This is a genomic window from Proteus sp. MB838, from assembly GCF_054767435.1.
Genome location: NZ_BAABMO010000001.1, coordinates 157,607 through 181,946, shown reverse-complemented (window position 1 = coordinate 181,946; position 24,340 = coordinate 157,607). Strand labels below are relative to the sequence as shown.

The following is a 24,340-nucleotide window of genomic DNA, read 5'->3' as shown; positions in this document are numbered from 1 at the left end:
TTTTTGAGCGCTAAAGAATTGCCTTTCTTTTTACGTGATCTATCTGGTTATACTGGTAGTTTTATCACCAAGGCGGCAACAAAAATATTGATGTTGACTGCTGTAAGAACACAGGAACTCAGATTTGCTAAATGGGAGCATATTGATTTAGACAATGGAATATGGGAAATTCCTGCTGAAATTATGAAAATGAAGCGCCCACATATAGTGCCGCTTTCTTCACAGTGTGTTGAGTTATTTAAATCGCTAAAGCCGATCACTGGTCGCTATCCGTTGGTGTTTATTGGTCGAAATGACCACAGTAAGCCAATTAGCAAAGAAAGTGTGAATCAAGTTATTGAGTTACTTGGATATAAGGGAAGATTAACAGGCCACGGATTCAGGCACACAATGAGCACAATCCTACATGAACAAGGCTATAACACCGCATGGATTGAGACACAGCTTGCACACGTTGATAAGAACTCTATTCGTGGAACGTATAACCATGCTCAGTATATTGATGGCCGTAGAGAAATGCTTCAATGGTACGCTGATTATATGGGGGCATTAGAGAACGGGGATAACGTTGTCCACGGTAACTTTAAACGCGCTTAATCCACCAGCAACTGCATACAGAACCAGACAGTAAAAGGTCTGGTTTTTTTGTACCTAAAATAGTCATAACTGGACAAATAGACAGTAATTATAGACTGTAGTAGACTTGCATAGACTATAAAGAATAAAGCTATGCCTAGGTTGATCCCCGAAAACTAGTACACCTCTACTAGCTGGCATAGCTCTTACATAATGAGGGCGTGAGGTGGCGTTTTGATTAATTTACCATTACATATAGAGCGGTTAAGAATAGTTTCGTTAGATCAGGCAGCATTAGCCATAGCTGGATTAGCAGGCAAAGTTAATAACGTTGAGGAAGCTGTTAGTGGTAACTATACTGGTCACGAAATCGCTTCAAGCTATAGAGAAATCATCATACAAGCTATAAAACTGAAAGAAATTAATCCACTTCAAGTTCTAGTCTCTCCCTCTTATTATTCTGACCTTCCCTTTAATTCGAAAGAAATAATTGATAATGATAAAGTCACTATAAACAGCCCAATTATTGATGCTAATTTCTATGCCAAAGATATTTGGGGCTGGGTTGATAAAGAACTAGATAGTGAATCGCAGTCTGTTCCCATTAATGATCAACTAAAAGAAAAACAATTATCGGAACAATGTGATGCTAATGAATGGGGGGAATTTGCAGGTAAAGATACAGCACTAATGTTTATTGCTGGACTTACAATAGCTTTAGAAAAATCAGGTTCATATAAATATGGTACAAAATTGAACAAAAGCAGAGTTGCTGAGGCTGCAATTAAGGCTATAAATGAGTATGGTAATGGAACATTTATAACCACAAAATCATTAACGACATTAATTAACAATGCGTTGGATATGTATGGCACTAAGCTAGATAAAAACTGACTTCCAAACGGTACGAAAATTGTACAGCTAACTCAGTTCTGACTTCCAAACATTATAAGAGTTACTTCTATCTATTTAGGGCTGACTTCCACATATAGTCTCTTTTATCTGCTCAAATATCCCCTGTAATCAATAAACGTCTACCAAGGCGTATTAAGAACTAGATAACAGGGGGCAATATGCCAGCAGTAACAACTTCAAAAGAAAGCCTCATCCGCTTACCAGAAGTTCAGCGTCGAACTGGCTATGGTAAGGCTTGGATCTATAAACTCATCAATGCAGGGAAATTCCCTCAATCGGTAAAAATTGGTACTCGTTCTATCGCTTTCATTGAATCTGAAGTGGATGAGTGGGTAGCAAGTAAAATAGCTGAGTCACGTTCTGGCGAGGTGGCATAATGGAAAAGAAAAACCACTCGCTACAGGTGGCTTCTCAGAATAATGATGCGCTATCAATTCTAACAAAGAACCCACCAAAGAAAAATAAAGCATGGATTTGTTTTTTATATTCATACCAGGGGATCACTGAAAACGATATTTTACGACAGTGCCGATTATCCTCTGGCCGTAATTATTTAACTGAGCTTGAACGATTACTCAATATTAAATTAGAGCGTACAGACGAACCGAACCCAGACGGAATAGGTTCGCATTATCGTTACCGTATTCGTAACCAGAAAGATGCAAAGAGGATTATTGACCTTATCAATAGCCGAGCTTGTGCTGGTGGGTATGATGGTATTTCTATCTATCAATCAGATTTGATTTTATCGCTTTACCCAATCGAATAATAAGGAAATAACAATATGAAAAATAAAATGACCGTAATGGGTCAGGGATTCGCTCACCTTGAAATCAGGAGTGGAAATATTCTAAATGTTATTTCTGATTTTATTTATTTTATTGATATAACAGCGAAATATAACGGTTTTGAAAGGGGCGATTTAAGTTTAAAAGGACTATCACAGTATCTCTGCAAATTCACGCAAAATAATGTTTTTTATATTCATGTACGGTTTTGCGAGTGTTTGCATACAAATTTAGTCAAGCTATCTCATGTTGTCGCGACAGCTCTTAATTAACTAAATAAAAGGGCAAAACTTATGAAAGATAAAAATATGGCCATAACTGGTCAGGGATTCAGTCAGCCTGAAAACGAGCTAACGAACACATTTGATTATTTAATTCCTGTTATTAATAACCGTATTAACGGGAAAGAAATTCAATCAGTAAGTAGCCGTAAATTACATTCATTTCTAAAGGTTGGTCGTGACTATACGAGCTGGATTAAAGGGAGAATTAAACAGTATGGCTTTGTTGAGAATATCGATTATATCGTTGTGGAAAATTTGAGCTCACCAAAACGGGGGAGCGCAAAATTTAGACAGCAATTCGAGCATGACTATATTGTTAGCCTGAGCATGGGAAAAGAGCTGTCTATGGTTGAACGTAATGACCAGGGCAAATTAGCACGCCAATATTTTATCGAATGTGAGGAGCGACTGCGCAGAGTTGCGCCAGAAGAACATAAAGCCGCTATACAAAACTGGCGCAAAAATCGTGTTGCTGCATGTGAAGATCATAAAAATATGGCTGAGGCGATGAAAGGCTATATTGAGCGCACAGGTGACAACCAAAAAGGCTTTGCGTATAGCAATGAGTCACGCTTTATCAACAAATTGGTACTTGGTATCAATCCGACTCAATGGGCTAAAAGCCAAGGCATTAAGTCTAAAGAAATCAGAGATAACATGAGTGCGGAACAATTGAAATTACTCGCTTATTTAGAAGATCGTAATTGCGCTTTCCTTGATATAGATACGCCCTCAGTACAAAGAAAGGCTCAATTGACTGAATTGGCACAACGTTGGTTAGCTCAACCTTTGGAGGCGAACTAATGAACGCCTACCAAGCAAATAATTTCTTACCGAGGGATGGTGGGCTTACTGAGTTTTCGGACTCCATAAAAAAGGGCAGCTATTTAGCGACCCAATTTAATCAGTTCTTTGGCTCAATCCCTAAGCGTTCAAGCTCATTACGGCCAAGCGTTTTAAGCCAGTTTCCTAGGCTCATTCCGGCATTTGATGCTGCGGATTCAAATTGTGTTTTGAGTTCTGGTGTGATTCTAATTTGGAAAGTAGGAGATAACCCTTTTCCTTTCTCAGTTTTGTCTCTTTTTGGCGTTGACATGTACGTACATAATCTCTTAGTATGTGGTTTGTTATGTACGTACATTAACATGAAGTATGTGCAAAATAAAACGCCCTTGAATGATATTACCAGTATCACTCAAGGGCTAACCACCAGCGATACCAAAACTATCGAGGTAGCTATGCAAGATCATATCACACCCTTAACTGGGCGGAATAGTCACACCCAAAATATCGTTTTTATATGGCGTTTTGCTGAGTGTCAGCAAAATAAAGCCACCTATCACTTAGTTATTGCTCATACCGAAAATGAAGCCCGTTCGATGCTTCCTAACCTTTCATTGGTATTCACCGCCCGTATTCGAGTAGGGGTGACTCATGCTTAAAACATTCCATCTTACAGGCTATACAACAAGTAAATGCGGCTTAAGCGTTGGTTTCAGCCTCAATATTAAGGCTGCTGATGCTAAGCATGCTCATACAGTGTTATTGAATGGTTTTGCCGAGATGGGTTGTTCTCTTACTCGTATTACAAAAATCAATGGAGCTGATAGAGGGGCTAGCCATGCTTAATTCAACCCAAATTAATCAAAATGCGGAAAAAGCCTTTCAAATCGAGATTATTGCTTCCCTGATCAAAGATTCTGATTTTGACCTCGAAATGAGCGAAACAGCCGCTATTTTCGCACTGATCAAAAGGCTGGCGGGTGAGATTGGCGGAACGTTATTTAGCTGTGTGAATGAAAATGTTAACGAGGTGCCTCATGAGTAAGCCATTGCCGCTAGATGCTGCCGCCTACAAAGCACAGCAAGTCAGTTCTTTGTATGCCGTTATTTTAGAGCAGGCGGATATAGAGTGTTCCAGTGAGTTATTAGACCTGATTTCAATCGCTTGTGATTTAAACGGTGAAATATGGCAAGCGTTAAAAAGTCATGTGGAGGCGGGGTCATGTGCGCAATAGATAATTTTCGAAATTCGCTAAAAGCTCAAGATTTTTATAATAAAACAACTGAGGAACTCCAGCGTATTAGTACAACTCAACGAGAAGCGGTAGGAGCGTTATTAGGTGGGCTATCCGCTACAGCTAACTTGGCATTTTTTGCAACGGAGCATGAAGACTATAAAGAAAACGGCGATGCAAATAACGATCTACAAAAATTGAGCTATAGCATGACGTTTACCGCTGAAATCTTACATTGCCTTTTATATAACTCTGAACATGCTGAATTAGCACTGCGTCAACGGGGTAAATCATAATGAACTATAAAACGGTTGTTAATGGCGGTTATAGCCATGTATTTACACAAACAACGCATAATGCGCCCTTAGAAATAGCAACTATCTCACTGGTCAGTATTCCTAATCGAATTGATTTAGGTGAATGGGATGCGTTACCTGAGTTAGGTTTGTTGCTCCTTAATGACTATTGGAATAGTGATAGAGGTAGTCATACCCCAGCTGATTTAATTAAAACGTTTCGTTGGACGGTAGCAACGGTTTTTGTTGTTTACTGTACCCGTAAGAACGGAAACGCAATCTATGCCTACCAAGGGCGTGAACTGCCTTTATTGTTTGAGCGTGTTAGACGAGTGCTTAAAACGTGTGTTGATAAACCACTCCATCAACAATACAAACAAGCCGTTGCGGATGATCTCATTATTGGTACTTATCGCAATATGTTAGATGACAGCCGTATTTTGTCCTTATCAACGGATGGTCACGAAATAATGAATAGGCTTTATAGCCAGATCGTTAGCCAAGCCGGTTCTAAAAAATCCACTTCGGCGTATTGGTGTTTAGGTTGCAATGAACAAAACTACTCAATACCCCAGCAATCATTTAGTGACTAATTTGTATTGTGTGACATGTCACGCTGACTTAGGGGGTTTTTGTTATGCGCCATATTGATGTGATCCGTGACGTGAAGTTGAAAGCGAACGGGCAATGGCAAAACATATTATCTAACCTTGGGGCAGAGGTGCCTCTAAATCAGCATACCGCTTGCCCTCATTGTGGGGGTAAAGACCGGTTTAGATTCGATAACAAAGATGGTAACGGTACGTTTATTTGTAATCAGTGCGGTTCTGGTGATGGATTAGATCTCGTTCAACGTGTGTTAGGTGTCAGTGTAACCGAAGCCGCAAAAGAGGTCGCTGGCATGATTGGTATTGATACCCGTTCAGAGTATCCACCAGCTTACCGTAGCCATGAGGTAAAAGCGCAACAGGACGCACTGAGGGCGCAGCAAGCAGAAAAACAAGCTAATGAACAGATAGAGAAGCATAAACGCTTTATTGAACGGTATAACCGTGCTATTGGCAATGTTCAGCGTGGGGAGTCTAACTATCTCAAGGCTAAGGGGCTACATGGCTTTGAAATGGATTTATTACTGGATGGCTCACTGATTATTCCGCTGGTGGATGCTCGAGGTAAAATTACAGGCGCACAGACCATTAAACCTAATGGTGAGAAACGGTTATTAGCCGATAGCATTAAATCAGGGAGTTACTACCAAATTAATGAGCCTGTAGCCGTTACTACGGTGATTATTGCTGAGGGGCTAGCAACCGCAATAACGTGTCATTTAATTCAGCCGGAAGCACTGACAGTGTCAGCCATAGACGCAGGTAATTTAATTCATGTGGCTAAGGCTATGAGAAGTCAATTCCCAACGGCCAAGATTATTATTGCTGCGGATAATGACTCACAAAATGACATTAATACAGGAAAAGTTAAAGCGGAGGCAGCAGCGCAAAAAGTGAATGGCCATGTTTCCATTCCCCCTTGTGATGGTGATTGGAATGACTACCTACAATCTAATGGTGAGGAAGCCACAGTAAGCATTTTCAACGCAGGAATATACCAACCAGAGGGGATAATTGACGTATCAGATAGCGAGGTTATATCGACTGTACCGGTTAAAAGTGACCCGATGAAGATCCGTATCGAATCACGAGAAGATGGTGTATTTCTTGTTACCCCGAAAGCAGACAAAGAAACAGGGGAAATCATTCATCACGAACAATGGTTATCTAACCAGATCAAACGCATTACGAAAGGGGTTAATGATTTAGACCAGGAGTATTTAATTATCGAATGGGGTAAGTCTAATGTTCAGGCGATCCCAATGGGTGATATCGGAGAGCGTGAGGGGTGGCGTTCTCTGAAAAATGCAGGGCTATTAGTCACCACCAAATCAGGGCTAAGGCAGTCTTTGTCTGATTGGTTATTGCGTCAACCGTTTAAAGAAAATTGGAATATTACGGCTAAATCAGGCTGGTACAAAGGCGCATATATTATGCCTGATGGTTCAGTAATTGGAGAGCCAGAGCAGCCAATATTATTTAATGGTCAAAGCGCAGCCGTTACGGCTTACAAAACAAGCGGAACATTGGATAGCTGGCGGAATGATGTTGCACAACTGGCGAACAAAAACAGCTTTATGATGTTTGCTATTGGGGCAGCACTGGCCGCACCGATGACCAGTATTACACAAGCGGATAGCTTTGGTATTCACCTTTACGCCCAATCCACAGCTGGGAAAAGCACTACCGCAGATATGGCCGTGAGTTTGTACGGTGATCCTGATTTACAGCGTTTAACGTGGTATGGCACTGAATACGGCATGACTAATGAAGCGGTAGCGCACAATGACGGGCTTTTATACCTTGATGAAGTTGGACAAGGGGCTGACCCTAAACATGTCTATAAATCGGCTTACACGCTATTTAATGGCAAAGGTAAGATCCAAGGCGCAAAAGAGGGCGGTAATCGACAGGTTCAGAGCTGGCGAACAGTCGCCATTAGTACCGGCGAAAAAGATATTGAAACCTTTCTATTAAATTCAGGGGTAAAAGTGAATGCTGGCCAACTGGTGCGGTTACTCAATATTCCAATAGAGCGAGCCACAGAGTTACACGGCTGTGAAACAGGGAAAGAGCACGCTGACTTAATCAAGGTGAATTGTCGTGCTAACTACGGCACGGCAGGGCGTTATTGGATTGAGTATCTATCAAACCACAAGGAAGAAGCCAAGGAAGCCTATCGAGCCGCACAGCAACGATGGGGTAAATTAATTCCCAGTAGTTATGGGGAACAGGTACACCGCGCCAGCGATCGCTTTTCTGCTATAGAGTCAGCGTTATTAATGGGGCGAGTGATTACGGGTTGGGATGAACAGGATTGTAGAGACGCAGTTCAAGCCGTATTTAATGTCTGGTTGGCTGAATTTGGCACCGGCAATAAAGAAATTGAACAGATAACAGAACAGGCTTTAGCGTTCTTAAATACCTATGGGATAAGCCGGTATGCTCCACTACCTTATGACGAACGTGATTTGCCTATTCGTGATTTAGCCGGTTATCGAGAGCGCAAAGGCAGTCATGATGATGCGCCAATTCTTTTTTATACATTACCGAATGTATTTAGGGCTGAGGTTGCCAAGGGGTTTAATGCCGAAACGTTCGCAGAAGTATTAGCCACTATGGGAATACTGAAAAAGCCAGCCAAAGGAAAACGTCTGCAGGGAAAGACACCCCGACTTAAACACCTTGGTGGAACTCAGCAACGAGCCTACATCATGATGTTAGTTCAGGATGATGATGACGATTAATCGCTTGTTAGAACGATAAATAGTAGTGGTCTCAGTGGTCTCAATAAGGAATATATTTATTTATAGTATGATATTAAAGAATTTATTTTTAAATATTGAGACCACACTGAGACCACTCAAGCCCTTTTTGAGACCACTTGAGGCGATTTTGAGACCACAGAATAAATTGACAGTTTATCTTGCTGGTAGGAAAAAGAGCCTGAGATCACTGAAATTAAAAAGTGAGACCACTAAAAATAATCTATTTAATCATTATTTATCAAATGGATATGGATTCCATTTGGTTATAATTTGGAAATTGAGACCACTCAAAATCTGCCAGTGGTCTCAGTAAAAATAATTTAACTGTGTAAATACAATTAGTTATGTGAATTGAGACCACTGAGACCACTGAGACCACTACTTTTATGTATTTATATAAAAATTTTTTCGTGTGTATTGTGCAGTTTTGCACCTCACGAAACCTCACGCATTAAATCGGAATTCAATTCATCTTTACCCGACCGTATGAATGACTATCATCTTAAAAAATCTATAAATCATTTTGCGCACTCATGTATCGGAATGTATCGGTATTTTGCGCAAAGTGCGAACCACCGTAAAGCAAGATATATCAAGACTTAGAAATGGTTTGTGCGCAATTTTAATGTACAGAAATGTCTAGGTTATAAGAGACATTGCGCATGATTTTGCGAATTGCGCAAAGTGCGAATGCTCTCAAAGTCAGTTACAGCAAGGGTTAGAGTGATTTGTGCGCAATTTGGGATGTACAGAAATGTTAAGGTCAACTGCGCATTACCGCGATAAACCGCGCTTAAAATTGCGCAGTGCGCAAACTTCAATTTCAATGAAATCCAGCTATAGCAATGTTTTAAATGACAATTTCATATATTTTGATATATAGATTTATTGAGATTAATTGTGAATCGTGCGCAAAAAACTGCGTATTAGATTGCGCGTTGCGAATCTGTCTGCGCAAAGTGCGAACCTCTCAAAAGTCAGTTAGCACAAGGGATCACTATCGATTGTGAGCAATAATTTGCGCAATACAATGCTAAGATTTGCTAAGGTTATTTTTTAAATGTGCGCAAAAAAATTGCGCATGAACCCCAAGTTTTACGGGGGTAAATAATATTTAATGTACAGGATAGATCACCATGACAATAAAACAACGTCCACCAGCCACGACAAAACGACTGAAGCAAAAATCTAAATCCGGGATCACTTCTATTGTTTCCGGTGTTGTAATCAAAGCACCGGAACGAGGCAAAACAGTTACGGGTAAAGTCTATGCAACGATGACAATCGAAGCTGAAAGCGAATATCGCAGCGATTATCCATTACGTTTAGTTGCTTTTGATATTGATGCTATAGAATTGATGATGTGTAAGCATGGAGATAAGGTTACGGCCAAAGGCTCTTATGGCTGGTTTAATGGTTATCAGTTGTCTGGGGCTAGATTGATACAGTGAACAAGCAAAGCCGAATCTAGCTTTACTTGTTTTATTAAGTAGCTTAGATGGTTATGTTATTCTGCCTTAAAAAATCATTAAGAGAGATTCCAATGCTTTCTGCTATTTTAGTATAATGCTCAGTTAATACTTGAGTTTTTTCAAATTCATCACTAGCCATTAATGTCACTACAGTGGTGAAAATGTCAATATTGTTGCCATATCTTGTATGTAAATGCTCAATAAAGGCTTTTTTTATTTTATCGTCAATAAGTTGCTCTTGAGATGTTCCAATGATGGAACTATGAATAGATGCGTCATCGCATATTTTGCGATAAAGGCTCTTATTTTCGTCTATAAATTCTTGTAATCCTTCATTAAAAAGTTCTGTGTATGTTCTCATTGCTTTAACTCCTAAAGGATGTTTGATGATTTTATAACAAATATCAAAAAATGAAATGATTAAGGGATTATAAGAGTAGTTTGTAGCAGCTAATAAGAGTACAGATTTTTATCGGGTTAGTGTCAACATTGACGTTAGCAGTATTAAATTTGACGTTACTTTTATTTAAGGTTCTAGAAATTGTTGATATTATGCTGGTAGCTTGTTATGTATTTTGTATCATCCCATCATAAGTCAGTTACTCTATGTATCTATAAGTGGTAGTTAATATCGCTTATCGTAAGGTTTTAGGTAAGTATCATATAAGCTTAAGTCTTACTGATTTTGATAATAATAAATAAAGCGCTATATGTTGTTATTATTATACTAAAAATTAGCATATTGACACTATATATTGATTTCTAGTATAAGTCTCACTACCTAACTAAGATCTAGATTCGCTTGTATTTTCTTTTTTGATTGCTAATAATACATCTGTAGCCTTATTAAACTAGGATAATATGATGAACGTTCAACACACCGTCGCTAATGATGAATTCTGCTCAGATGAATATCATGAGTCGATTGACTGTGTTCATAGAAATAATAGAAATTCATCACCTAACGTAGTAAGTATAGAATTAATAAGAGAAAAAAAAATCTATAACGATGCAATAAAAAGAGCAGCAGCTGTAGCAGACACGTTAGATTGGTAAAATTATTTCACTCTTACAATAAGCCACCTAGTGATAGTTGTGGCTTTTTTTATATTATAAACAAGGAGATGTTAGCATGGGTAATCCTGCTAAAGTTATTGATATAACTAATAATTTAAGTGATGTTGAAAATTTTGATAGTGATTTCAAAGATGTGGAATCTAAAATTAAAGAACGTCATTCTAATGAATTAATTATTGCATTATGTGGTACCGTTGGTTCAGGAGTACGAAAATTAAAGGAATCATTAATTGAGCAATTTGAAAATTTTAATTATAAAGTTAAGCATATAAGAATTAGTGATTTAATTGCAGAGCAAAATGAATCACCGCAAAAAATAAAAAATCTTTCGGGTTATTCTAGATATGAAAAATTACAAGATTTAGGTGATGAATTAAGAGAGAAAAACACAAATAATATATGTGCTCAGTTGGCTATTAGGCGAATAAATATTTGGCGTCATAGGACATATGGAACCGAACTAAAAGAAAATGAATCACCTAAGCATACAAAAACCTTAGATAAAGTAGTTTACATTATTGATCAGCTAAAAAATCCTGCAGAGGTTGGTTTATTTAGAACGGTATATAAAAATAATTTTTATCTAATTGGTTTGTTACGAAATGTTAATGAAAGAGAGCGTAATTTACGAGCTGACGGATTAGATGATAGTGAAATCAAATTATTAATTAATAGAGATAGAAAGAATAAAGCATCATATGGTCAACAGGTCGAGGATACCTTACAGCTTTCTGATTACTTTATTAGAAATATAGAGCAATTAAGTGAAATAAATAAATCTGTAAATAGATTTATCTCTTTAATACATGGCGTGGATCATATCACACCTACAAAAGATGAAATTGGCATGTTTACAGCTTACAATTCATCATTAAGGTCTGCTTGCTTATCAAGGCAGGTAGGTGCTTGTATCGTCGATGATGAAGGAAATGTGTTGTCTACTGGATGTAATGATGTCCCAAAATTCAAGGGAGGACTCTATAATGCAGAGAGTGTTTCTGATAATCGATGCCATAATGTTGGTCGTTGTTCAAATGATTTACATAAATCAATGTTACGAAAACAAATAATAGATATATTACAAGATGAAAGCATAGATGATGCAGAAAATTTAGCATCTAAAATTATGAATAATACAAAAGCAAAATATATCATAGAATACTCAAGAGCTATTCATGCGGAAATGGATGCGATTATGTCTCTTGCAAGAAATACATCTGTTGGTACTGTAGATAAGATAATGTACTGTACAACCTATCCGTGTCATAATTGTGCAAGGCATATTGTTGCAGCGGGTATAAAAAAAGTTGTATATATAGAGCCTTATGAAAAAAGTCTTGCTAGAGACCTTCATGATGACGCTATTTGTCATACAGATGATATGAGTGAAAGTAAAGTGTTATTTGCTAATTTTGAAGGTGTTTCTCCTAATAGGTATTCTAGCTTTTTTAAATATCATAGTGCTCGAAAAGATAAAGATGGTAGGGTTTTAAATCAAAAAGTAATCACAGCCAAACAAGTCGACCCAACAGGGTTAGATTCATATTTTGACTACGAAGCTAAAACAGTTCAAGACGTAAATCTTCGTTTAGGTGAAGAGAGAAGTTAAACCAATATAGATAATACTCAAGATGCGATCATCTAGAAAAATCTATTTGTAATCAGATTTTATTGAATTAAAAAATACACTCTACTTTGGTGGACTATTGAAATTTACTATTTTGGCTTTCAAGTAATTATTTAGTGAAATACATTAATTATTAATTGATAGATAAGGTTGTTATACCCTATTTAGAAATAAAATTTGTGTATAGAATTGCGTATAACTTTCATTGTTAAATATAATATTTATTTTTAAATCAATGATAAGGAGTCCATATGGACTCCTGTGATCGCCACTTAAGTTCATTACACCTCCCAAAACTCAATCAATCCCTTAATGATCAGTTATTAAGCTATTTTTAGTTCAACAAATGTTAAAACGTTTGCAAGAGAATTGACTCACAGGAGTGCTATTAGGCAGAAATGCGAAAAGTAAGCATACTCGTACATGTTCGGTGAATGGTATTAATAGTGATAGTAAATTGAATAAGGCGCTATGGGGGATGACTGAAAAATGTACGAATATTATTCAGAAAGATGGATAGTATAGGGGATCGTATTACATTGTTTTTTCATAAAATAATGTGCTTGCTATCTATTTGCTGGTGGCCTTATTTTTTTGTTAAATATGCTATATTGTTGTTCACAGTTTATGCATAACGTATAGAGCGGAGGCCATGTAATGAGTGATAATCTTCCTGAAGCACCACAGGGTGAATTTATTTTGTTCCGCAGTGAAGATGGTCAAACTCGTGTCGAATGCCGCTTTGAGTCTGATACGTTGTGGTTATCTCAATCATCAATTGCTGAGCTGTATGGAAAAGACGTTCGTACAATTAACGAGCACCTTGTTAATATTTTCTCTGAAGGGGAACTTGCTCAAAACGCAACCATCCGGAAATTCCGGATAGTTCGATTAGAGGGAAATCGTCAGGTTTCCAGAGAGATAGACCACTATAGTTTACCTGCCATTATTGCTGTTGGTTACCGTGTCCGCTCTGTCCGTGGTACTCAGTTTCGTCAGTGGGCAACGCAAACGCTGGAACAGTATCTGATCAAAGGGTTTGTGATGGACGATGAACGGCTGAAAAACCCGCCTATCGGTCAGTCAGTCGTGCCGGATTACTTTGATGAGATGCTCGAACGCATCCGTGATATTCGCGCCAGTGAGCGGCGGGTGTATTTACGGGTGAAAGAGATCTTCACCATGGCAGCGGATTACGAACCATCCAATAAAGAAACAACTCGTTTCTTCCAATCTATCCAAAACAAATTACATTTTGCTTGTACCGGCATGACTGCCGCTGAGCTTATAGCTAGTCGCGCAGATGCCAGTCAGCCGGATATGGGCTTAACCAACTATAAATTTGATGAGGTGCGTAAAACCGATGTCACGATTGCGAAGAATTATCTACGCGAAAATGAGCTGAAAGAATTAAACCGTATCGTCAATATGTGGCTGGATTTTGCTGAAGACCAAGCGCTGCGCCGTAAGCAAGTTTTTTTACAAGATTGGGATACTAAGCTAGATCAGTTTTTAAGTTTCAATGACCGTGATGTATTACAAGGCGCAGGTGGGATTAGTAAGAAAGCCGCTGATGAAAAAGCTAGAGAAGTATTTGATATTTATGCTCAAAAACGTCGACAATTAAAAGAAGCTGAAGGGGCGAGGGCGAATATTGCAGCATTGAAAGATTTGCTGAAAAAAGGTAAGTAAGATAATAAGATAAGTAGTGTATTTACCATCCTCTAAAAATAAGTGAAATTACCACTACGGATAGAATGTTCCTAGATAAAAATCTCTACGCTGTGTCACTCAGAACCTCGGCTGACGCTTAGTCTTAAAGACCAAGCTTATTTTTTAACACTTCATACGGTGTTTTACCAGCATGCGCTGAGTGAGGGCGATGACAATTATAAAAAGCCTCCCATTCAGCTAATTTTTCATGTAAATCGACATCATCTTTATAATCGATATATTGATAAACTTCTTGCCATATTATTAATGCAAAGAAAAATATTTTTGCATAATTATATATATTATTTTTATTAAAATAACTTCTTAAGCATTTAATTACCGTTAAAGATTAATAAAAATATAATAACATAATACTATTATTGATCTAAATCAATAATCTAGTTAATCAGTAATATAATTACTTATTAAAATTGATCTCTATTTTCATTAAAATGTGTTTTTACACTTTATATTAGTATTAATAGAATTAAAAAAGATATTTAAAATCATGTGATTACTTTACAAATATATTGATACTAATTCTTTGATTAAGTGCTATTTTTGGGCTTAAGTGTTCTTTATGAATATGATTGCAGGATATTCAACCAGAAATGCGCTTTTATCAGAGTATTATAGTACTCTAATTATTAGTACTTAAATCGCTATTTGATGAATTATGTAACAAATTGTAAATATATATGATCAAATATATCAATTAGGCTATATCAATAATGCATTATTCTTTATTTTTCTGCAATTCTATAAAAAATATATTTTTTAAATTATTTTTTAATTAAAGACTTAATTTATTTAATTATCATATAATTAATAAAAATCTTTTCTTTTAAATACAAATTATTTGCGTAAGCTAATAAATTAAATCGATCAATAATCAATATTTGATAGGTTGTGGCTATTAAGTTAACTAACTTCGATCGGTATAAACGTTTTTACTCTTGTTTTTATATATTTATGATTGATTTAAATGAAATGTTTAGTTAACAATTTTCTATTGGAGTGTAATTAATGAAATCTAATATGATTAGTGGTCATGTTGGTATTTTTTTAAGAAAAGCACGTAAAGAAAAAAATATGACAGGAAAGCAGTTGGCAAGATTAATGAATGTTAGCCAACAACAAATTTCACGATATGAAATAGGAGCTACTGCAATTACCGTTGATCAATTAGCAAATTTTTTATTAATTTTAGATAAAAAATGGGTAGATGTATTTAAATATCTTGAAAATGAATTTTCCGATGAGAGAGAAATAAACAAAGTCGATAATAAAAAGAAATATATTTTATGGAAAGGTTGTCAAACAAAAAACTTCATAAATAACTTTTAATTACATTAAAAATTAATAAATCACATAAAATAATTATCATTGCAATTATTTTATTAATTATATTTTATAAAAAGCACAACTAAAGGTGTTTTTTATACTATGTAATTGTTTTTTATAAATCAAAATTAGAGAGAATAATATGTTAAATAAAAAAATAGCATCGGTGATGCTATCAACAATTATTGCTGCTTCTTTTGCTACGGCTGCTAATGCAGATACTCGTGTTGCACAAGCAACCGCGACTTGGCAAGCAACTGCAATTAAAGATACAACCAGTATGTTAGTTGTCACTCCATTAAAAAGTCTGACTTTTAATTATGCTGAAGGCCAAAAATCATTTAACCAACAAAATGGTGCATTTGATATTGCTATTCAAGGCCAATCTGGCGCAACCGATTTTAAATTATCATCAAAACTGATTGCTAATACGTTAGCAAGAACAACTGATGATTCAACATTAACAGTTGGTGTTAAATGGAATGGGGAAGACCTTTCTAAAACAACTGATGTCGTGTTAATTGATACATCAAAAGGGTTAACCTCAGGTTTAGATAATTTAGCTGCTGATGGTATTTACAATGGCTCTGAGCGCGCTACAGATCGTGGTGAATTCACTTTTGTGATTGCCAGTGCACAAGCAGCAGGAGCAACAGCCGATTTTAAATCACTGGCTGATGGTGTCTGGGATGGTGATGTAAAAGTGCAATTTACCGCCACTTGGGATGGTGACTTTTCTACCGTTAAACCTAATCCAGAACCTTAATTCTCCTTTATTGGCTAATTGATATTACGATAAAGATACTATAGGGAAGTAATATCTTTATCGTTATTTATTTTTAGAAACTGACTATTATGAATAAGATAAAATTAATCCTTTTTTATTATTGTGGTTTCCATTAAAAAATAGTTTTGCAGTAAATGTAGGTAATATAACAGAGATAATATCTTCTGATGAAAGTACTCTTGCCAAAGAAATTGAAAATACAGTAAATACGGCAAGATTAGTCAATTTGACAATAGAAAAATTAGACTCACCACTTGAAAATGGGAAAGTTATTCCGGTTACTGATCCCAATGAAATTCTATCAACACCGGCTAATCTGATTCTTCCCGGTCATGCAAGTGATGTATTTAAAATCATTTATCAAGGGCCTAAGGATGATAAAGAGCGTTATTATCGATTAAATTGGAAAGATGATCCTATTGCTGAAAATGGTATAACACAAAGCTCAAAATCAGCGACAGCAACAACATCTGCAACTATTAGTACAATTTTAGTGGTTGCACCCAGAATTGAGAATTTTAATTATCAGTATCATGATAATAAAGTTTCTAATATCGGTAATAGTTCATTTCGTGTTGTGGCTTCAGGCCCTTGTCTAGCAGAAAAACAACAATATGGTGTGGAGGGGATGTGTCGCGAGCGTTATTACCTTATGCCACATTTAGCCGTTAAATTGCAACTTGTCGATCTCACAAATAAAAAATCTAGCGTAGGCATTTGGCACAAAGGAGAGTTCATTGTTGTCAAATAAAAAATAAAGAATGGGCTAAATCATGCGTAAGAGTATTATCGCTTTATTAATATTAGGTATTATTTTTTCGAATACGATTAATGCTAATGAAATAAAAAGAATTAAAGTGGGCGGATATATTATTCCTCCGGCATTTGTTAATGCTTTAGAGGAAGGTATGTCGGTGCCCGTTTTCTTACGACTTAATGATGCAAATAAACAAAACCAAAGTGAAAAGAAAATTGCAGATGCGATTATTGTTATCGATAATGATAAAATAAAACTATCAAGTATTCAATTAATCGAAAATAATCAAGGCGCAACACTAAATCAGTTATTAGTTGATAAAATTGAAAGTAAAAAAAATGCTATCTTTAATGAAAATAATAGTATAGCTATTGATATTAATGCTGTTCTTCAATTAAATGTCTCTTCATTTAATTTATCATTAGATGTTGATAAGTCAGCTTTTGCACCCAAAGAACATGCTAGACAATCCATATTAGGAAATTCATCTGTTAATTCATTTTCTGCTGTGGCCAACTATGATTTGGGCGTCTTTCAAAGTCGTGTTAAAAACGCCCAAGATTCATCCAGTAGCTACTTTAATTTAGACACGTTATTAGCTAAAGCTGAACACCATTTTAATATTAATGCATCTGCCTACAGTATAGGTAAATCCAATTCCAATATTGAACTCTATAGAGCAATGTATGAACGTGATTTTAATGGATTGCGTTTTGCTATCGGGTTAATGAGCACTTGGAATTTACAGTCCTTAGCCAGCTTAACAGTATTGAGTAGCAGTAAAATTTATGCAGCATCAATCGGGAATAATTCATCAAGTAGGGTGGTGAATAAACAGCAATCATTAACTCCGATTTATGCTTTTTTAAATAGTCCAGGTGAAGTTCGTATTTATCGCCAAGGTAAATTATTAAATATTCAAAATTTCCCGATGGGTAATTTTGAAGTTGATACCAGCATGTTGCCTTATGGTATTTATGAAGTAACGATTGAAACCGTTATTGATGGTAAGGTAGTGACAACACAACATCAAACCATTAATAAGTCTTTTGGCACCGCTAACGGTAATTTTGACCAATTAAATTGGGAAATTTATGGTGGCTATATTGATTTTGATAAACGTCATTATATCAAAGAGGGTGGCGCTTATAACCAAACTCCCGAAAAAAGTTATTTAATCGGTAGCTCTTTTGCTTATAACTTTCCTGTGTTATCCGGTATTCGTTTTCAAATGTCTAACTATGGATTTGATAAATTTATTGTACAGGAGACGAATATCAGTGTAGCGGTAAATAACTATCTTTCTATTGCTTGGCAAGGAATGTTAGAGAATCATGGTAGTCACCGTAATATTAGTACGCTTTCTATTAATATCCCAGAAGGCTATGGTTCATTATGGGCATCTAAAGAGAAAACTATCGTAAGAGGTGATTTACCGCTATATGAGGCAGACAGTTACTCTTATGGAGGAACTATTAATTTCGATAAGATAATGGATAGAACGGGTTCATTTACTATCAGCAATACCAAAGATAAGCGAGTTGGTAGTGATTCTATTAATTATGAATATGCAAATACATTATTTTCGGGACGTTATGGCTCGGTAGGATTAAGAGCTGGGGTTCAGCGTTATCATTATGATAATCAAAATAGCACTAATGAAAAATTTATTAATCTTGATTTCTCTTTACCTCTTTCAACGTGGTTAAGTACTGGGATCTCTTCAACCAATGGCAATGTAAAAGCCAATATTTATGTGAATAAGAATTTTGAAAACTCCGTGATCACTAATGCGGGCGTTTCTGTTTCTAAGTTAGTACATGATAAAGATAATGGTGAATCTGACTTCTCAACACTAGGTTACGCTTCTTATGATACGAAGTATAACTCTGGTACGGTGACCATTAATCGCCCTGATAATAAACGACTTAATGGTAATTTAACTTCTCGTGGCTCTATAGCTTATAGTGAAGGGATGATCACACCCAGTGGTTAACAAGGTAAATCTGGCATTATTATCAATTCAGATATTAAAGGTAGTGGCAGTATGCTCGCTAAAGTTAATGGGCAAAATTACCCGATTAGTGGAAAAAATACCTTTATTCCATTATCTCCTTATTCAGATTATGACATCCAATTAATGAATGATGGCAAATCGAAAGACAGCTTTGACATTATTTCTGGCCGAAATAAATCCGTCACATTGTATCCAGGAAATATTGCCTTTTATCAACCGGAAGTGAGGCAATTAGTCACGGTTTTCGGACGTCTGAAACCCCCTAATGGTGAACTTTTAAAATATGCTTCAATTCGAAACCATATTGGTCGAACTAAAACAGATCAAAATGGTGAGTTTTCAATGGATGTAGATGTCCGTTATCCGGTGATCTCGTTACTACAAGAAGATCAGCAAACAATCTGTGAAGCAGACTTAGATCTTAAAGGGGCACAAGGAGCAATGTGGGTTGGAGAGGTAACTTGTCAACCTCAGTCTAGTTTCGTAAAAAGATAACGAGAACTTTATTATGAATAGCAAAATATTTTTTTTACTCGTAGCACCTTGTCTTTTAAATTTATCGCTGTCTACAACCAGTCAAGCCGCTACGGTAACTAATAGTTACGTTTTTATTGAGAATAATGTAGATAATGAATATTTTATTACCCCAAGAACAACCGATCCGCGTTTTTCGGGTGCCAATAAATATACGCGTTATTCAAAATCTTCACAGCTCAGTTTAGGTTATATGGGGTATACCAATACATCCATTCAGGCCAATCAATATGTCGATATTTGGCTAGAAAATTCTCAAATAGATAAGCCATTTGTGGGTAATCGATGTATGAGGCGTTATTGTACAGATGATAGTGGCTATTGGCCTGCGCAATATATAGGTAAAGACGGGGCTTATAAAATAGTTCAGACTAATACTAACGGTGAATCGGCTTATGCTCGGGGGATATTTAGTGATTCGGCATACCTGTATTTTCGCCAATTGCCTGTAGGCACTATAGAGACATATAGTTATAGAGCCTGTATGACAAAAACAGACTATGATCCAAGCAAAGGCGGATCTTGCCAAAATGTTGGTGGCAGAATGCTTGCATCACATGAATTCAATATCACTAAGTCAGGGCATATCACGTTAACTTCAACAGGTGCTTTACAAGAAATATTTATTGATAGTAACGGTAATCCCACGATTGGCTTAGGCTCTCAGTTTTGCCGAGTGGGTATTGTATCAAACCAAAATGGTATTATTTGTCAGGTGATTGATCATGAAACTACTGGGGATATATTTACCAATATTAGGCTTAATTTAAAAATTAATAATACACTGATCCCTTTTACGCCAGCGGCAAATACAATAAAAATTGGCCCTGATGATGGCAGTAATAACTGGTATAATTATAATACAACATATCCCGCTAATTATTATTTTAAAGTTAATAATAAAAATGTTTCTATCTTTTTATCTAATACCTTTTTAAAAAGACTCGTCTCTAGTAATGTCGATTTTAAAAATAGCCAAGACTTTTTTACCTTTTCATTTACCAATACAGCCGTGCCTCAATCTGGGTATTATGAGTTCACCCCCTCAAATACACTTATTCTGAAGCCGAGAGATTATGGCATAAGCATTATTCCTACTGATTTTAACCCTCATCAATCTAAAACGGGAAAAGTGGGTAATGAAGAGCCACCCATTGAGTTTAATTATATTGTTACCACCAGTGGCCCTAGACAAGCAGACTCTATTACTGCATCTGTAGAAGGACCACAAACAACATTAAAAGGGCAATCCTATTGTTTATTCTCCTCCAGTGATAACCGACTTAATGTGCCTTTTCCGGCTTATCTCTCATTTAAAAATAGTGATGGCACGGATGCAAAATATAGAGCGAGTTGTGATAGTCATGAAATTTCATTAAAAAATGCGTTATGGACAGAAACACCATGGGACAGACCTGATGAAGACTTAGGCTCTTTTTATAGAACGAACCTAGATTTATCTTTTCCAATGAATGATGCTAACTCATTTTTCACTTTGGATGGTATTGATTGGCTAGGAACAGTCTCAGCCAGTGGAACGGTAACAGTTAAGGCTATATGGACTGGGCCTGATATTAACTAAAGTTGATTATTTTTATGTTATGGCGACTGATAAGAACGTACTGGTTTTTTATTTAAGTCACTTTCTATTATAACGAATACTGAAATTTTAATATGAAACTAATATCTTGGTTTAAGATACTTTGCGGGATGTTGTTAGTCTTCTTTTATCACCATGCATATGCACTTTATATTAGTGCAGATATTTCCTCTATGGAGTCGGGGGAACCCTTCTTTTCTAAGCCCTATATTAATGATACTAAAAAAACCAATTTATATACATTTAGTGTTTACCAAATTGATAGGCCGGGTTATCAAGAGCAGGGCACACCTATTCAGAATGGAGAAATTCTTTTTACTCCCCTTAAAAAAATTCTATTACCCGGGGAGCAGGAATTTTTTAAAATTTTCTATCGAGGAGAGGCGGATGAGAAAGAACGTTATTATAAAATTATTATTAGTGAAACGCCACTTGATATAAGAAATGATGAAGGGCAAAAAAAACAACCACTGTTCTACCCCACAGTAAGTTTAGAAACCTATTTTGTTGTTAGACCTAAAGATCCAGATTTCAAATATGATTTAAATATTAACCAAGGAATATTAAAAAATACAGGCAATACTTATTTTAGGGTTTTGTTACATCAAAATTGTGATGGTGATGATGACTCAGAGCCTTATGTATTTTATTTATTACCCAATCAACAAATTAAAGATCTGCGCATAAGTCAAAAAAGTCGTAAGTATATTGTTATCTTTGATAAATATTACTCCATAGGGAATTGTGAGTAATGGTGTGACTTTAAAGTGTATTGGCCATGATGATCATGGCCAGTGTCCGAGTCACCTATAAGAATGATAGTAGGCATAAAAGAGGCACCTTATCGGACAATAGTCACTTTCCCATCAATAATAGAAAGGTAAGGATTATAAAAATAATTTCTTCCTTCAGAGTTGATTAATTCAATGGGGGATAATCGGCTAAAACCAACCTCATAGCGAAAGACTCGATTGTCGTTATAAGTAACAAAAGTATATTCATCCCAATTAATAGTATTGGGTTTATATCCTTGTTCTAATCGTTCTTGAAAATTAAGCGATTTCCAAAAGATATCAGGAGAGCCATTATCGGCATAGGCCATTTCTTCCCAGGATATTTTCCCCATAGTTTTTAATTTATCTAGATTTTTATCGATAAATGCTTGTCGTAGTTCGGCATAAAAAGCACGAATTTTAGGTATATCGTCTTCAGTAACGGGAGTTGCTTTTTCCCATTGCCATTGGGGGAGGCCTTGTATATTAAATTGGTTTTTTGCTTCTAAAACATTATACTCACTATCTCTACTGGGGCCGCCAAAATAGATATGCTCACTGTTATTTTGATATTTATCAGAGACCACCATTTTCCCATCGCTACTTCCGTTTAACCTAAGTCCCGATATTAAGGAGCTATTGCCGTTTGCAGATAACTTCTTAAGTTCGACTTCACACCACATATCTGGAGTGATTTTTTCTTCACCTGTTAAAATAGAGCCATTAAACATAATTACACCTAAGGTATTTTCCCCACTAGTTAATATACTAGATATATTTTGACCGGCGGAATAATGACCTTCAGGGTATTTTTTATTATCCATTACCAACATTTCATTAATTTTTATACCACAACCTGCATCATTTGAGGATAAATTAATAACATAAATATCATTCATGGTATTTTTTGCCATAGTGACGCCACTAAAATTTAACGCCATGATGGAAAGTGTTGCATAAAATAAATTTTTTAATAAGGAATGATATTTCATATTTTGACCCGTCAAATCTTAATGTGAGAATAAAAGTATATAAAATTAAAACTACTATTTAGTTGAAGGCTTGCTTTTTTTAGATGAATAGCAACATCGAATTTAAATTTACTGATAATTGTGTTATGGCAAAATTAATTTCTAAAAAAGAATATCATTTTTTATTTATGATACATGATATTGGGTATCGCTTAATCTGTTGCAACGAGTATACAGCCATCTGAACAGCCACAAGCGACTTTATGTCCTTCGAGGGCGACAGGGATACCTTTAATTTTCATTAAATTATCCCCTTCAATAATAGTGCCTGTTTTTTTACACGCAGGGCAATAAACAGGATCACCTACACAGGCAATCCCTTGGGTTTGTTTAGCAATAGAAGAGCCGGTAAGTACGGTACCGCCGGTATTTGTTGTATCATTTTCTAAAATAATCTTTCTGCCGTTTACCAAACTACGCATGGTGTTCTTTCTCCTGATCAAGCTTTGCTAAAATTTGTTCGACCTGTTGTTCAAAATCAGCAGGAGGTGGGTTTTTGCCAAAATACACTTTGGGTTTTTTACGGTGATAATCGAATGGAATAATGGCATCACGCCCTTCGCGCATATAAGTATTGATAAAATTAATGAAGCGCTGGTCGTGATAGTCAGTACTGGTATTGTAGACTGAATAAACATAGACATTAGGGAAAAACAATTCAGAAACTAAAGTTTGTTTTGACTTATCTAACCCGAATAATTGAAAGGTAAGTGTTTTACCAATTTTACCGATACCAATTTCAGGATAGCGGGCAATAAATACCTTATTTTTGCGCCAAGTATAGACCAGATTTCTTTCACGATTAAAAACGAGTATTGGATTTTTTTTGAAAAAAGATTGATAGCCACCCAAGCCAAGTAAGACGAAAGACATGATGAACATAGTAAGAAAAAATAGCGTGTCTTGATAGGGTGTTGATGTAATATATCGACTATAATAAGCATTAAAGTAATCTAAAATTGTCACACTGTCTTGATAGAAGAAAAGGGAATATTCATTTTTAACAAAAGGAGGTATTTTAGGATCGTTTGGGTTTTCCAAATATAAGTTACCATATTTATTTTCATAATAAGGAATATCGTCTTTAAAAGTTGTATATTGATTATAGTGGTCCATAAAAACAAAATGAAATACCATAATAAAGACAATAATTCCGGTAATAAACCCAGGGAAAGCAAACGCATCACGTCGGCGTATTTCTTTATCAACTAGAATGCACTGTTGTTTATCGACGGTCTCTAAAAAATCGAGTTCAGGCATGGGCCAATCTTCGTTATAGCGCTCACCTTGCTCCCCCAATGGTTGTGGCTTTAAGCGATGTGGGTGTTTAGCGGGATTGAAAAAAATACTCATTA

The 24,340-nt window shown here is 36.1% G+C and carries 27 protein-coding genes and 2 pseudogenes; 23 read left to right on the top strand and 6 right to left on the bottom strand.

Translation table 11 applies throughout. The annotated features are described in order from the left end of the window. The 6 genes from ACYUCW_RS00855 to ACYUCW_RS00830 form a co-directional block, all read left to right on the top strand. Window positions 1–597, top strand: a 597-nt coding sequence (locus ACYUCW_RS00855; protein ID WP_460408075.1) for a tyrosine-type recombinase/integrase, incomplete at its 5' end; no start/stop codon positions are given. A gap of 213 nt (window positions 598–810) precedes the next feature. Further along, on the top strand, window positions 811–1,470 hold the full coding sequence (locus tag ACYUCW_RS00850; protein ID WP_163748413.1) for a hypothetical protein: 660 nt from the start codon (window positions 811–813) through the stop codon (window positions 1,468–1,470). A 179-nt stretch (window positions 1,471–1,649) separates the two neighbouring features. Further along, window positions 1,650–1,868, top strand: coding sequence for a helix-turn-helix transcriptional regulator (locus tag ACYUCW_RS00845; protein WP_108717189.1), 219 nt, complete (start codon window positions 1,650–1,652; stop codon window positions 1,866–1,868). Then, entirely contained in the window at window positions 1,868–2,260 is a 393-nt protein-coding gene (locus tag ACYUCW_RS00840) for a hypothetical protein (protein ID WP_108717190.1), read from the top strand. Before ACYUCW_RS00845 ends, ACYUCW_RS00840 begins: the two co-directional genes overlap by 1 nt. Window positions 2,261–2,275: 15 nt before the next feature. Then, window positions 2,276–2,551, top strand: a complete 276-nt coding sequence (locus ACYUCW_RS00835; RefSeq protein ID WP_108717191.1) for a hypothetical protein — start codon at window positions 2,276–2,278, stop codon at window positions 2,549–2,551. A 21-nt stretch (window positions 2,552–2,572) separates the two neighbouring features. After that, window positions 2,573–3,367, top strand: coding sequence for an antA/AntB antirepressor family protein (locus tag ACYUCW_RS00830; protein WP_108717192.1), 795 nt, complete (start codon window positions 2,573–2,575; stop codon window positions 3,365–3,367). Between the two features lie 100 nt (window positions 3,368–3,467). Here the strand turns inward: ACYUCW_RS00830 and ACYUCW_RS00825 are convergent, their stop codons facing one another. Further along, the gene (locus ACYUCW_RS00825) at window positions 3,468–3,659 is read right to left on the bottom strand and encodes a hypothetical protein (protein WP_108717193.1); all 192 of its coding nucleotides are present in this window, start codon (window positions 3,657–3,659) and stop codon (window positions 3,468–3,470) included. A gap of 49 nt (window positions 3,660–3,708) precedes the next feature. Between ACYUCW_RS00825 and ACYUCW_RS00820 the strand changes: the two genes are divergently transcribed. The 8 genes from ACYUCW_RS00820 to ACYUCW_RS00785 all read left to right on the top strand — a co-directional run bounded on the left by ACYUCW_RS00820 (window position 3,709) and on the right by ACYUCW_RS00785 (window position 9,704). Next, the gene (locus ACYUCW_RS00820) at window positions 3,709–4,005 is read left to right on the top strand and encodes a host cell division inhibitor Icd-like protein (RefSeq protein ID WP_162558080.1); all 297 of its coding nucleotides are present in this window, start codon (window positions 3,709–3,711) and stop codon (window positions 4,003–4,005) included. Beyond that, the gene (locus ACYUCW_RS00815; RefSeq protein ID WP_108717195.1) at window positions 3,998–4,192 is read left to right on the top strand and encodes a hypothetical protein; all 195 of its coding nucleotides are present in this window, start codon (window positions 3,998–4,000) and stop codon (window positions 4,190–4,192) included. Before ACYUCW_RS00820 ends, ACYUCW_RS00815 begins: the two co-directional genes overlap by 8 nt. Further along, window positions 4,185–4,391: a hypothetical protein gene (locus ACYUCW_RS00810; protein ID WP_108717196.1), complete on the top strand. Its 207-nt coding sequence runs from the start codon at window positions 4,185–4,187 to the stop codon at window positions 4,389–4,391. The genes ACYUCW_RS00815 and ACYUCW_RS00810 overlap by 8 nt, the downstream gene beginning before the upstream one ends. Then, on the top strand, window positions 4,384–4,581 hold the full coding sequence (locus tag ACYUCW_RS00805; RefSeq protein WP_460408070.1) for a hypothetical protein: 198 nt from the start codon (window positions 4,384–4,386) through the stop codon (window positions 4,579–4,581). The genes ACYUCW_RS00810 and ACYUCW_RS00805 overlap by 8 nt, the downstream gene beginning before the upstream one ends. Next, entirely contained in the window at window positions 4,569–4,877 is a 309-nt protein-coding gene (locus tag ACYUCW_RS00800; protein WP_108717198.1) for a hypothetical protein, read from the top strand. The genes ACYUCW_RS00805 and ACYUCW_RS00800 overlap by 13 nt, the downstream gene beginning before the upstream one ends. Beyond that, window positions 4,877–5,470 carry a hypothetical protein gene (locus ACYUCW_RS00795; RefSeq protein WP_460408069.1) on the top strand — a complete coding sequence of 198 codons (594 nt, stop codon included), beginning with the start codon at window positions 4,877–4,879 and terminating at the stop codon, window positions 5,468–5,470. Before ACYUCW_RS00800 ends, ACYUCW_RS00795 begins: the two co-directional genes overlap by 1 nt. Before the next feature lie 44 nt (window positions 5,471–5,514). Further along, entirely contained in the window at window positions 5,515–8,232 is a 2,718-nt protein-coding gene (locus ACYUCW_RS00790) for a DUF927 domain-containing protein (RefSeq protein WP_108717200.1), read from the top strand. Window positions 8,233–9,389: 1,157 nt separating this feature from the next. Further along, window positions 9,390–9,704 (top strand): hypothetical protein, encoded by a 315-nt coding sequence (locus tag ACYUCW_RS00785; protein ID WP_239061571.1) that lies wholly within the window; start codon window positions 9,390–9,392, stop codon window positions 9,702–9,704. Window positions 9,705–9,747: 43 nt separating this feature from the next. Here the strand turns inward: ACYUCW_RS00785 and ACYUCW_RS00780 are convergent, their stop codons facing one another. Then, the gene (locus tag ACYUCW_RS00780; RefSeq protein WP_108717202.1) at window positions 9,748–10,086 is read right to left on the bottom strand and encodes a hypothetical protein; all 339 of its coding nucleotides are present in this window, start codon (window positions 10,084–10,086) and stop codon (window positions 9,748–9,750) included. A gap of 503 nt (window positions 10,087–10,589) precedes the next feature. Between ACYUCW_RS00780 and ACYUCW_RS00775 the strand changes: the two genes are divergently transcribed. The 3 genes from ACYUCW_RS00775 (at window position 10,590) to ACYUCW_RS00765 (ending at window position 14,121) form a co-directional block, all read left to right on the top strand. Further along, on the top strand, window positions 10,590–10,781 hold the full coding sequence (locus ACYUCW_RS00775; RefSeq protein ID WP_108717203.1) for a hypothetical protein: 192 nt from the start codon (window positions 10,590–10,592) through the stop codon (window positions 10,779–10,781). Between the two features lie 76 nt (window positions 10,782–10,857). After that, the gene (locus tag ACYUCW_RS00770; protein WP_108717204.1) at window positions 10,858–12,411 is read left to right on the top strand and encodes an anti-phage dCTP deaminase; all 1,554 of its coding nucleotides are present in this window, start codon (window positions 10,858–10,860) and stop codon (window positions 12,409–12,411) included. A 675-nt stretch (window positions 12,412–13,086) separates the two neighbouring features. Further along, window positions 13,087–14,121, top strand: a complete 1,035-nt coding sequence (locus ACYUCW_RS00765; protein ID WP_012368586.1) for a virulence RhuM family protein — start codon at window positions 13,087–13,089, stop codon at window positions 14,119–14,121. 99 nt (window positions 14,122–14,220) lie between these two features. Here the strand turns inward: ACYUCW_RS00765 and ACYUCW_RS00760 are convergent. Beyond that, window positions 14,221–14,398 (bottom strand): annotated as a pseudogene (locus ACYUCW_RS00760) (IS481 family transposase); the annotation flags it as partial. Between the two features lie 770 nt (window positions 14,399–15,168). On the opposite strand from ACYUCW_RS00760, the gene ACYUCW_RS00755 reads away from it, so the two are divergent. The 6 genes and pseudogenes from ACYUCW_RS00755 to ACYUCW_RS00730 all read left to right on the top strand — a co-directional run bounded on the left by ACYUCW_RS00755 (window position 15,169) and on the right by ACYUCW_RS00730 (window position 21,933). Next, window positions 15,169–15,489 carry a helix-turn-helix domain-containing protein gene (locus ACYUCW_RS00755; RefSeq protein WP_004246668.1) on the top strand — a complete coding sequence of 107 codons (321 nt, stop codon included), beginning with the start codon at window positions 15,169–15,171 and terminating at the stop codon, window positions 15,487–15,489. A gap of 139 nt (window positions 15,490–15,628) precedes the next feature. Then, window positions 15,629–16,252, top strand: a complete 624-nt coding sequence (gene ecpA, locus ACYUCW_RS00750; protein WP_004246669.1) for a common pilus major fimbrillin subunit EcpA — start codon at window positions 15,629–15,631, stop codon at window positions 16,250–16,252. Between the two features lie 103 nt (window positions 16,253–16,355). After that, entirely contained in the window at window positions 16,356–17,024 is a 669-nt protein-coding gene (locus ACYUCW_RS00745; protein WP_134999962.1) for an EcpB family pilus assembly chaperone, read from the top strand. 22 nt (window positions 17,025–17,046) lie between these two features. Continuing rightward, window positions 17,047–19,542: pseudogene (locus ACYUCW_RS00740) on the top strand (TcfC E-set like domain-containing protein). A gap of 13 nt (window positions 19,543–19,555) precedes the next feature. Then, window positions 19,556–21,163, top strand: coding sequence for a fimbrial protein (locus ACYUCW_RS00735; protein ID WP_110706863.1), 1,608 nt, complete (start codon window positions 19,556–19,558; stop codon window positions 21,161–21,163). Between the two features lie 92 nt (window positions 21,164–21,255). Further along, window positions 21,256–21,933, top strand: coding sequence for a hypothetical protein (locus ACYUCW_RS00730; protein ID WP_017827148.1), 678 nt, complete (start codon window positions 21,256–21,258; stop codon window positions 21,931–21,933). 89 nt (window positions 21,934–22,022) lie between these two features. Here the strand turns inward: ACYUCW_RS00730 and ACYUCW_RS00725 are convergent, their stop codons facing one another. The 3 genes from ACYUCW_RS00725 to ACYUCW_RS00715 form a co-directional block, all read right to left on the bottom strand. After that, a complete protein-coding gene (locus ACYUCW_RS00725; protein WP_239508134.1) occupies window positions 22,023–22,868 on the bottom strand; it encodes a hypothetical protein in 846 nt (281 codons plus the stop codon). 269 nt (window positions 22,869–23,137) lie between these two features. Continuing rightward, window positions 23,138–23,407, bottom strand: a complete 270-nt coding sequence (locus ACYUCW_RS00720) for a PAAR domain-containing protein (RefSeq protein ID WP_004249835.1) — start codon at window positions 23,405–23,407, stop codon at window positions 23,138–23,140. Then, the gene (locus tag ACYUCW_RS00715) at window positions 23,400–24,338 is read right to left on the bottom strand and encodes a hypothetical protein (RefSeq protein ID WP_110706865.1); all 939 of its coding nucleotides are present in this window, start codon (window positions 24,336–24,338) and stop codon (window positions 23,400–23,402) included. The genes ACYUCW_RS00720 and ACYUCW_RS00715 overlap by 8 nt, the downstream gene beginning before the upstream one ends. Window positions 24,339–24,340 lie beyond the last annotated feature (2 nt).

What these genes read in the sequence shown, in the direction of transcription:
- ACYUCW_RS00735 (WP_110706863.1), top strand. Translation starts at nt 19,556, where the DNA reads ATGAATAGCAAAATATTTTTTTTACTCGTAGCACCTTGTCTTTTAAAT.
- ACYUCW_RS00780 (WP_108717202.1), bottom strand. Translation starts at nt 10,086, where the DNA reads ATGAGAACATACACAGAACTTTTTAATGAAGGATTACAAGAATTTATA.
- ACYUCW_RS00785 (WP_239061571.1), top strand. Translation starts at nt 9,390, where the DNA reads ATGACAATAAAACAACGTCCACCAGCCACGACAAAACGACTGAAGCAA.
- ACYUCW_RS00775 (WP_108717203.1), top strand. Translation starts at nt 10,590, where the DNA reads ATGAACGTTCAACACACCGTCGCTAATGATGAATTCTGCTCAGATGAA.
- ACYUCW_RS00790 (WP_108717200.1), top strand. Translation starts at nt 5,515, where the DNA reads ATGCGCCATATTGATGTGATCCGTGACGTGAAGTTGAAAGCGAACGGG.
- ACYUCW_RS00755 (WP_004246668.1), top strand. Translation starts at nt 15,169, where the DNA reads ATGAAATCTAATATGATTAGTGGTCATGTTGGTATTTTTTTAAGAAAA.
- ACYUCW_RS00810 (WP_108717196.1), top strand. Translation starts at nt 4,185, where the DNA reads ATGCTTAATTCAACCCAAATTAATCAAAATGCGGAAAAAGCCTTTCAA.
- ACYUCW_RS00725 (WP_239508134.1), bottom strand. Translation starts at nt 22,868, where the DNA reads ATGGCAAAAAATACCATGAATGATATTTATGTTATTAATTTATCCTCA.
- ACYUCW_RS00840 (WP_108717190.1), top strand. Translation starts at nt 1,868, where the DNA reads ATGGAAAAGAAAAACCACTCGCTACAGGTGGCTTCTCAGAATAATGAT.
- ACYUCW_RS00815 (WP_108717195.1), top strand. Translation starts at nt 3,998, where the DNA reads ATGCTTAAAACATTCCATCTTACAGGCTATACAACAAGTAAATGCGGC.
- ACYUCW_RS00825 (WP_108717193.1), bottom strand. Translation starts at nt 3,659, where the DNA reads ATGTCAACGCCAAAAAGAGACAAAACTGAGAAAGGAAAAGGGTTATCT.
- ACYUCW_RS00830 (WP_108717192.1), top strand. Translation starts at nt 2,573, where the DNA reads ATGAAAGATAAAAATATGGCCATAACTGGTCAGGGATTCAGTCAGCCT.
- ACYUCW_RS00765 (WP_012368586.1), top strand. Translation starts at nt 13,087, where the DNA reads ATGAGTGATAATCTTCCTGAAGCACCACAGGGTGAATTTATTTTGTTC.
- ACYUCW_RS00720 (WP_004249835.1), bottom strand. Translation starts at nt 23,407, where the DNA reads ATGCGTAGTTTGGTAAACGGCAGAAAGATTATTTTAGAAAATGATACA.
- ACYUCW_RS00800 (WP_108717198.1), top strand. Translation starts at nt 4,569, where the DNA reads ATGTGCGCAATAGATAATTTTCGAAATTCGCTAAAAGCTCAAGATTTT.
- ACYUCW_RS00820 (WP_162558080.1), top strand. Translation starts at nt 3,709, where the DNA reads ATGAAGTATGTGCAAAATAAAACGCCCTTGAATGATATTACCAGTATC.
- ACYUCW_RS00795 (WP_460408069.1), top strand. Translation starts at nt 4,877, where the DNA reads ATGAACTATAAAACGGTTGTTAATGGCGGTTATAGCCATGTATTTACA.
- ecpA (WP_004246669.1), top strand. Translation starts at nt 15,629, where the DNA reads ATGTTAAATAAAAAAATAGCATCGGTGATGCTATCAACAATTATTGCT.
- ACYUCW_RS00845 (WP_108717189.1), top strand. Translation starts at nt 1,650, where the DNA reads ATGCCAGCAGTAACAACTTCAAAAGAAAGCCTCATCCGCTTACCAGAA.
- ACYUCW_RS00715 (WP_110706865.1), bottom strand. Translation starts at nt 24,338, where the DNA reads ATGAGTATTTTTTTCAATCCCGCTAAACACCCACATCGCTTAAAGCCA.
- ACYUCW_RS00835 (WP_108717191.1), top strand. Translation starts at nt 2,276, where the DNA reads ATGAAAAATAAAATGACCGTAATGGGTCAGGGATTCGCTCACCTTGAA.
- ACYUCW_RS00770 (WP_108717204.1), top strand. Translation starts at nt 10,858, where the DNA reads ATGGGTAATCCTGCTAAAGTTATTGATATAACTAATAATTTAAGTGAT.
- ACYUCW_RS00805 (WP_460408070.1), top strand. Translation starts at nt 4,384, where the DNA reads ATGAGTAAGCCATTGCCGCTAGATGCTGCCGCCTACAAAGCACAGCAA.
- ACYUCW_RS00730 (WP_017827148.1), top strand. Translation starts at nt 21,256, where the DNA reads ATGAAACTAATATCTTGGTTTAAGATACTTTGCGGGATGTTGTTAGTC.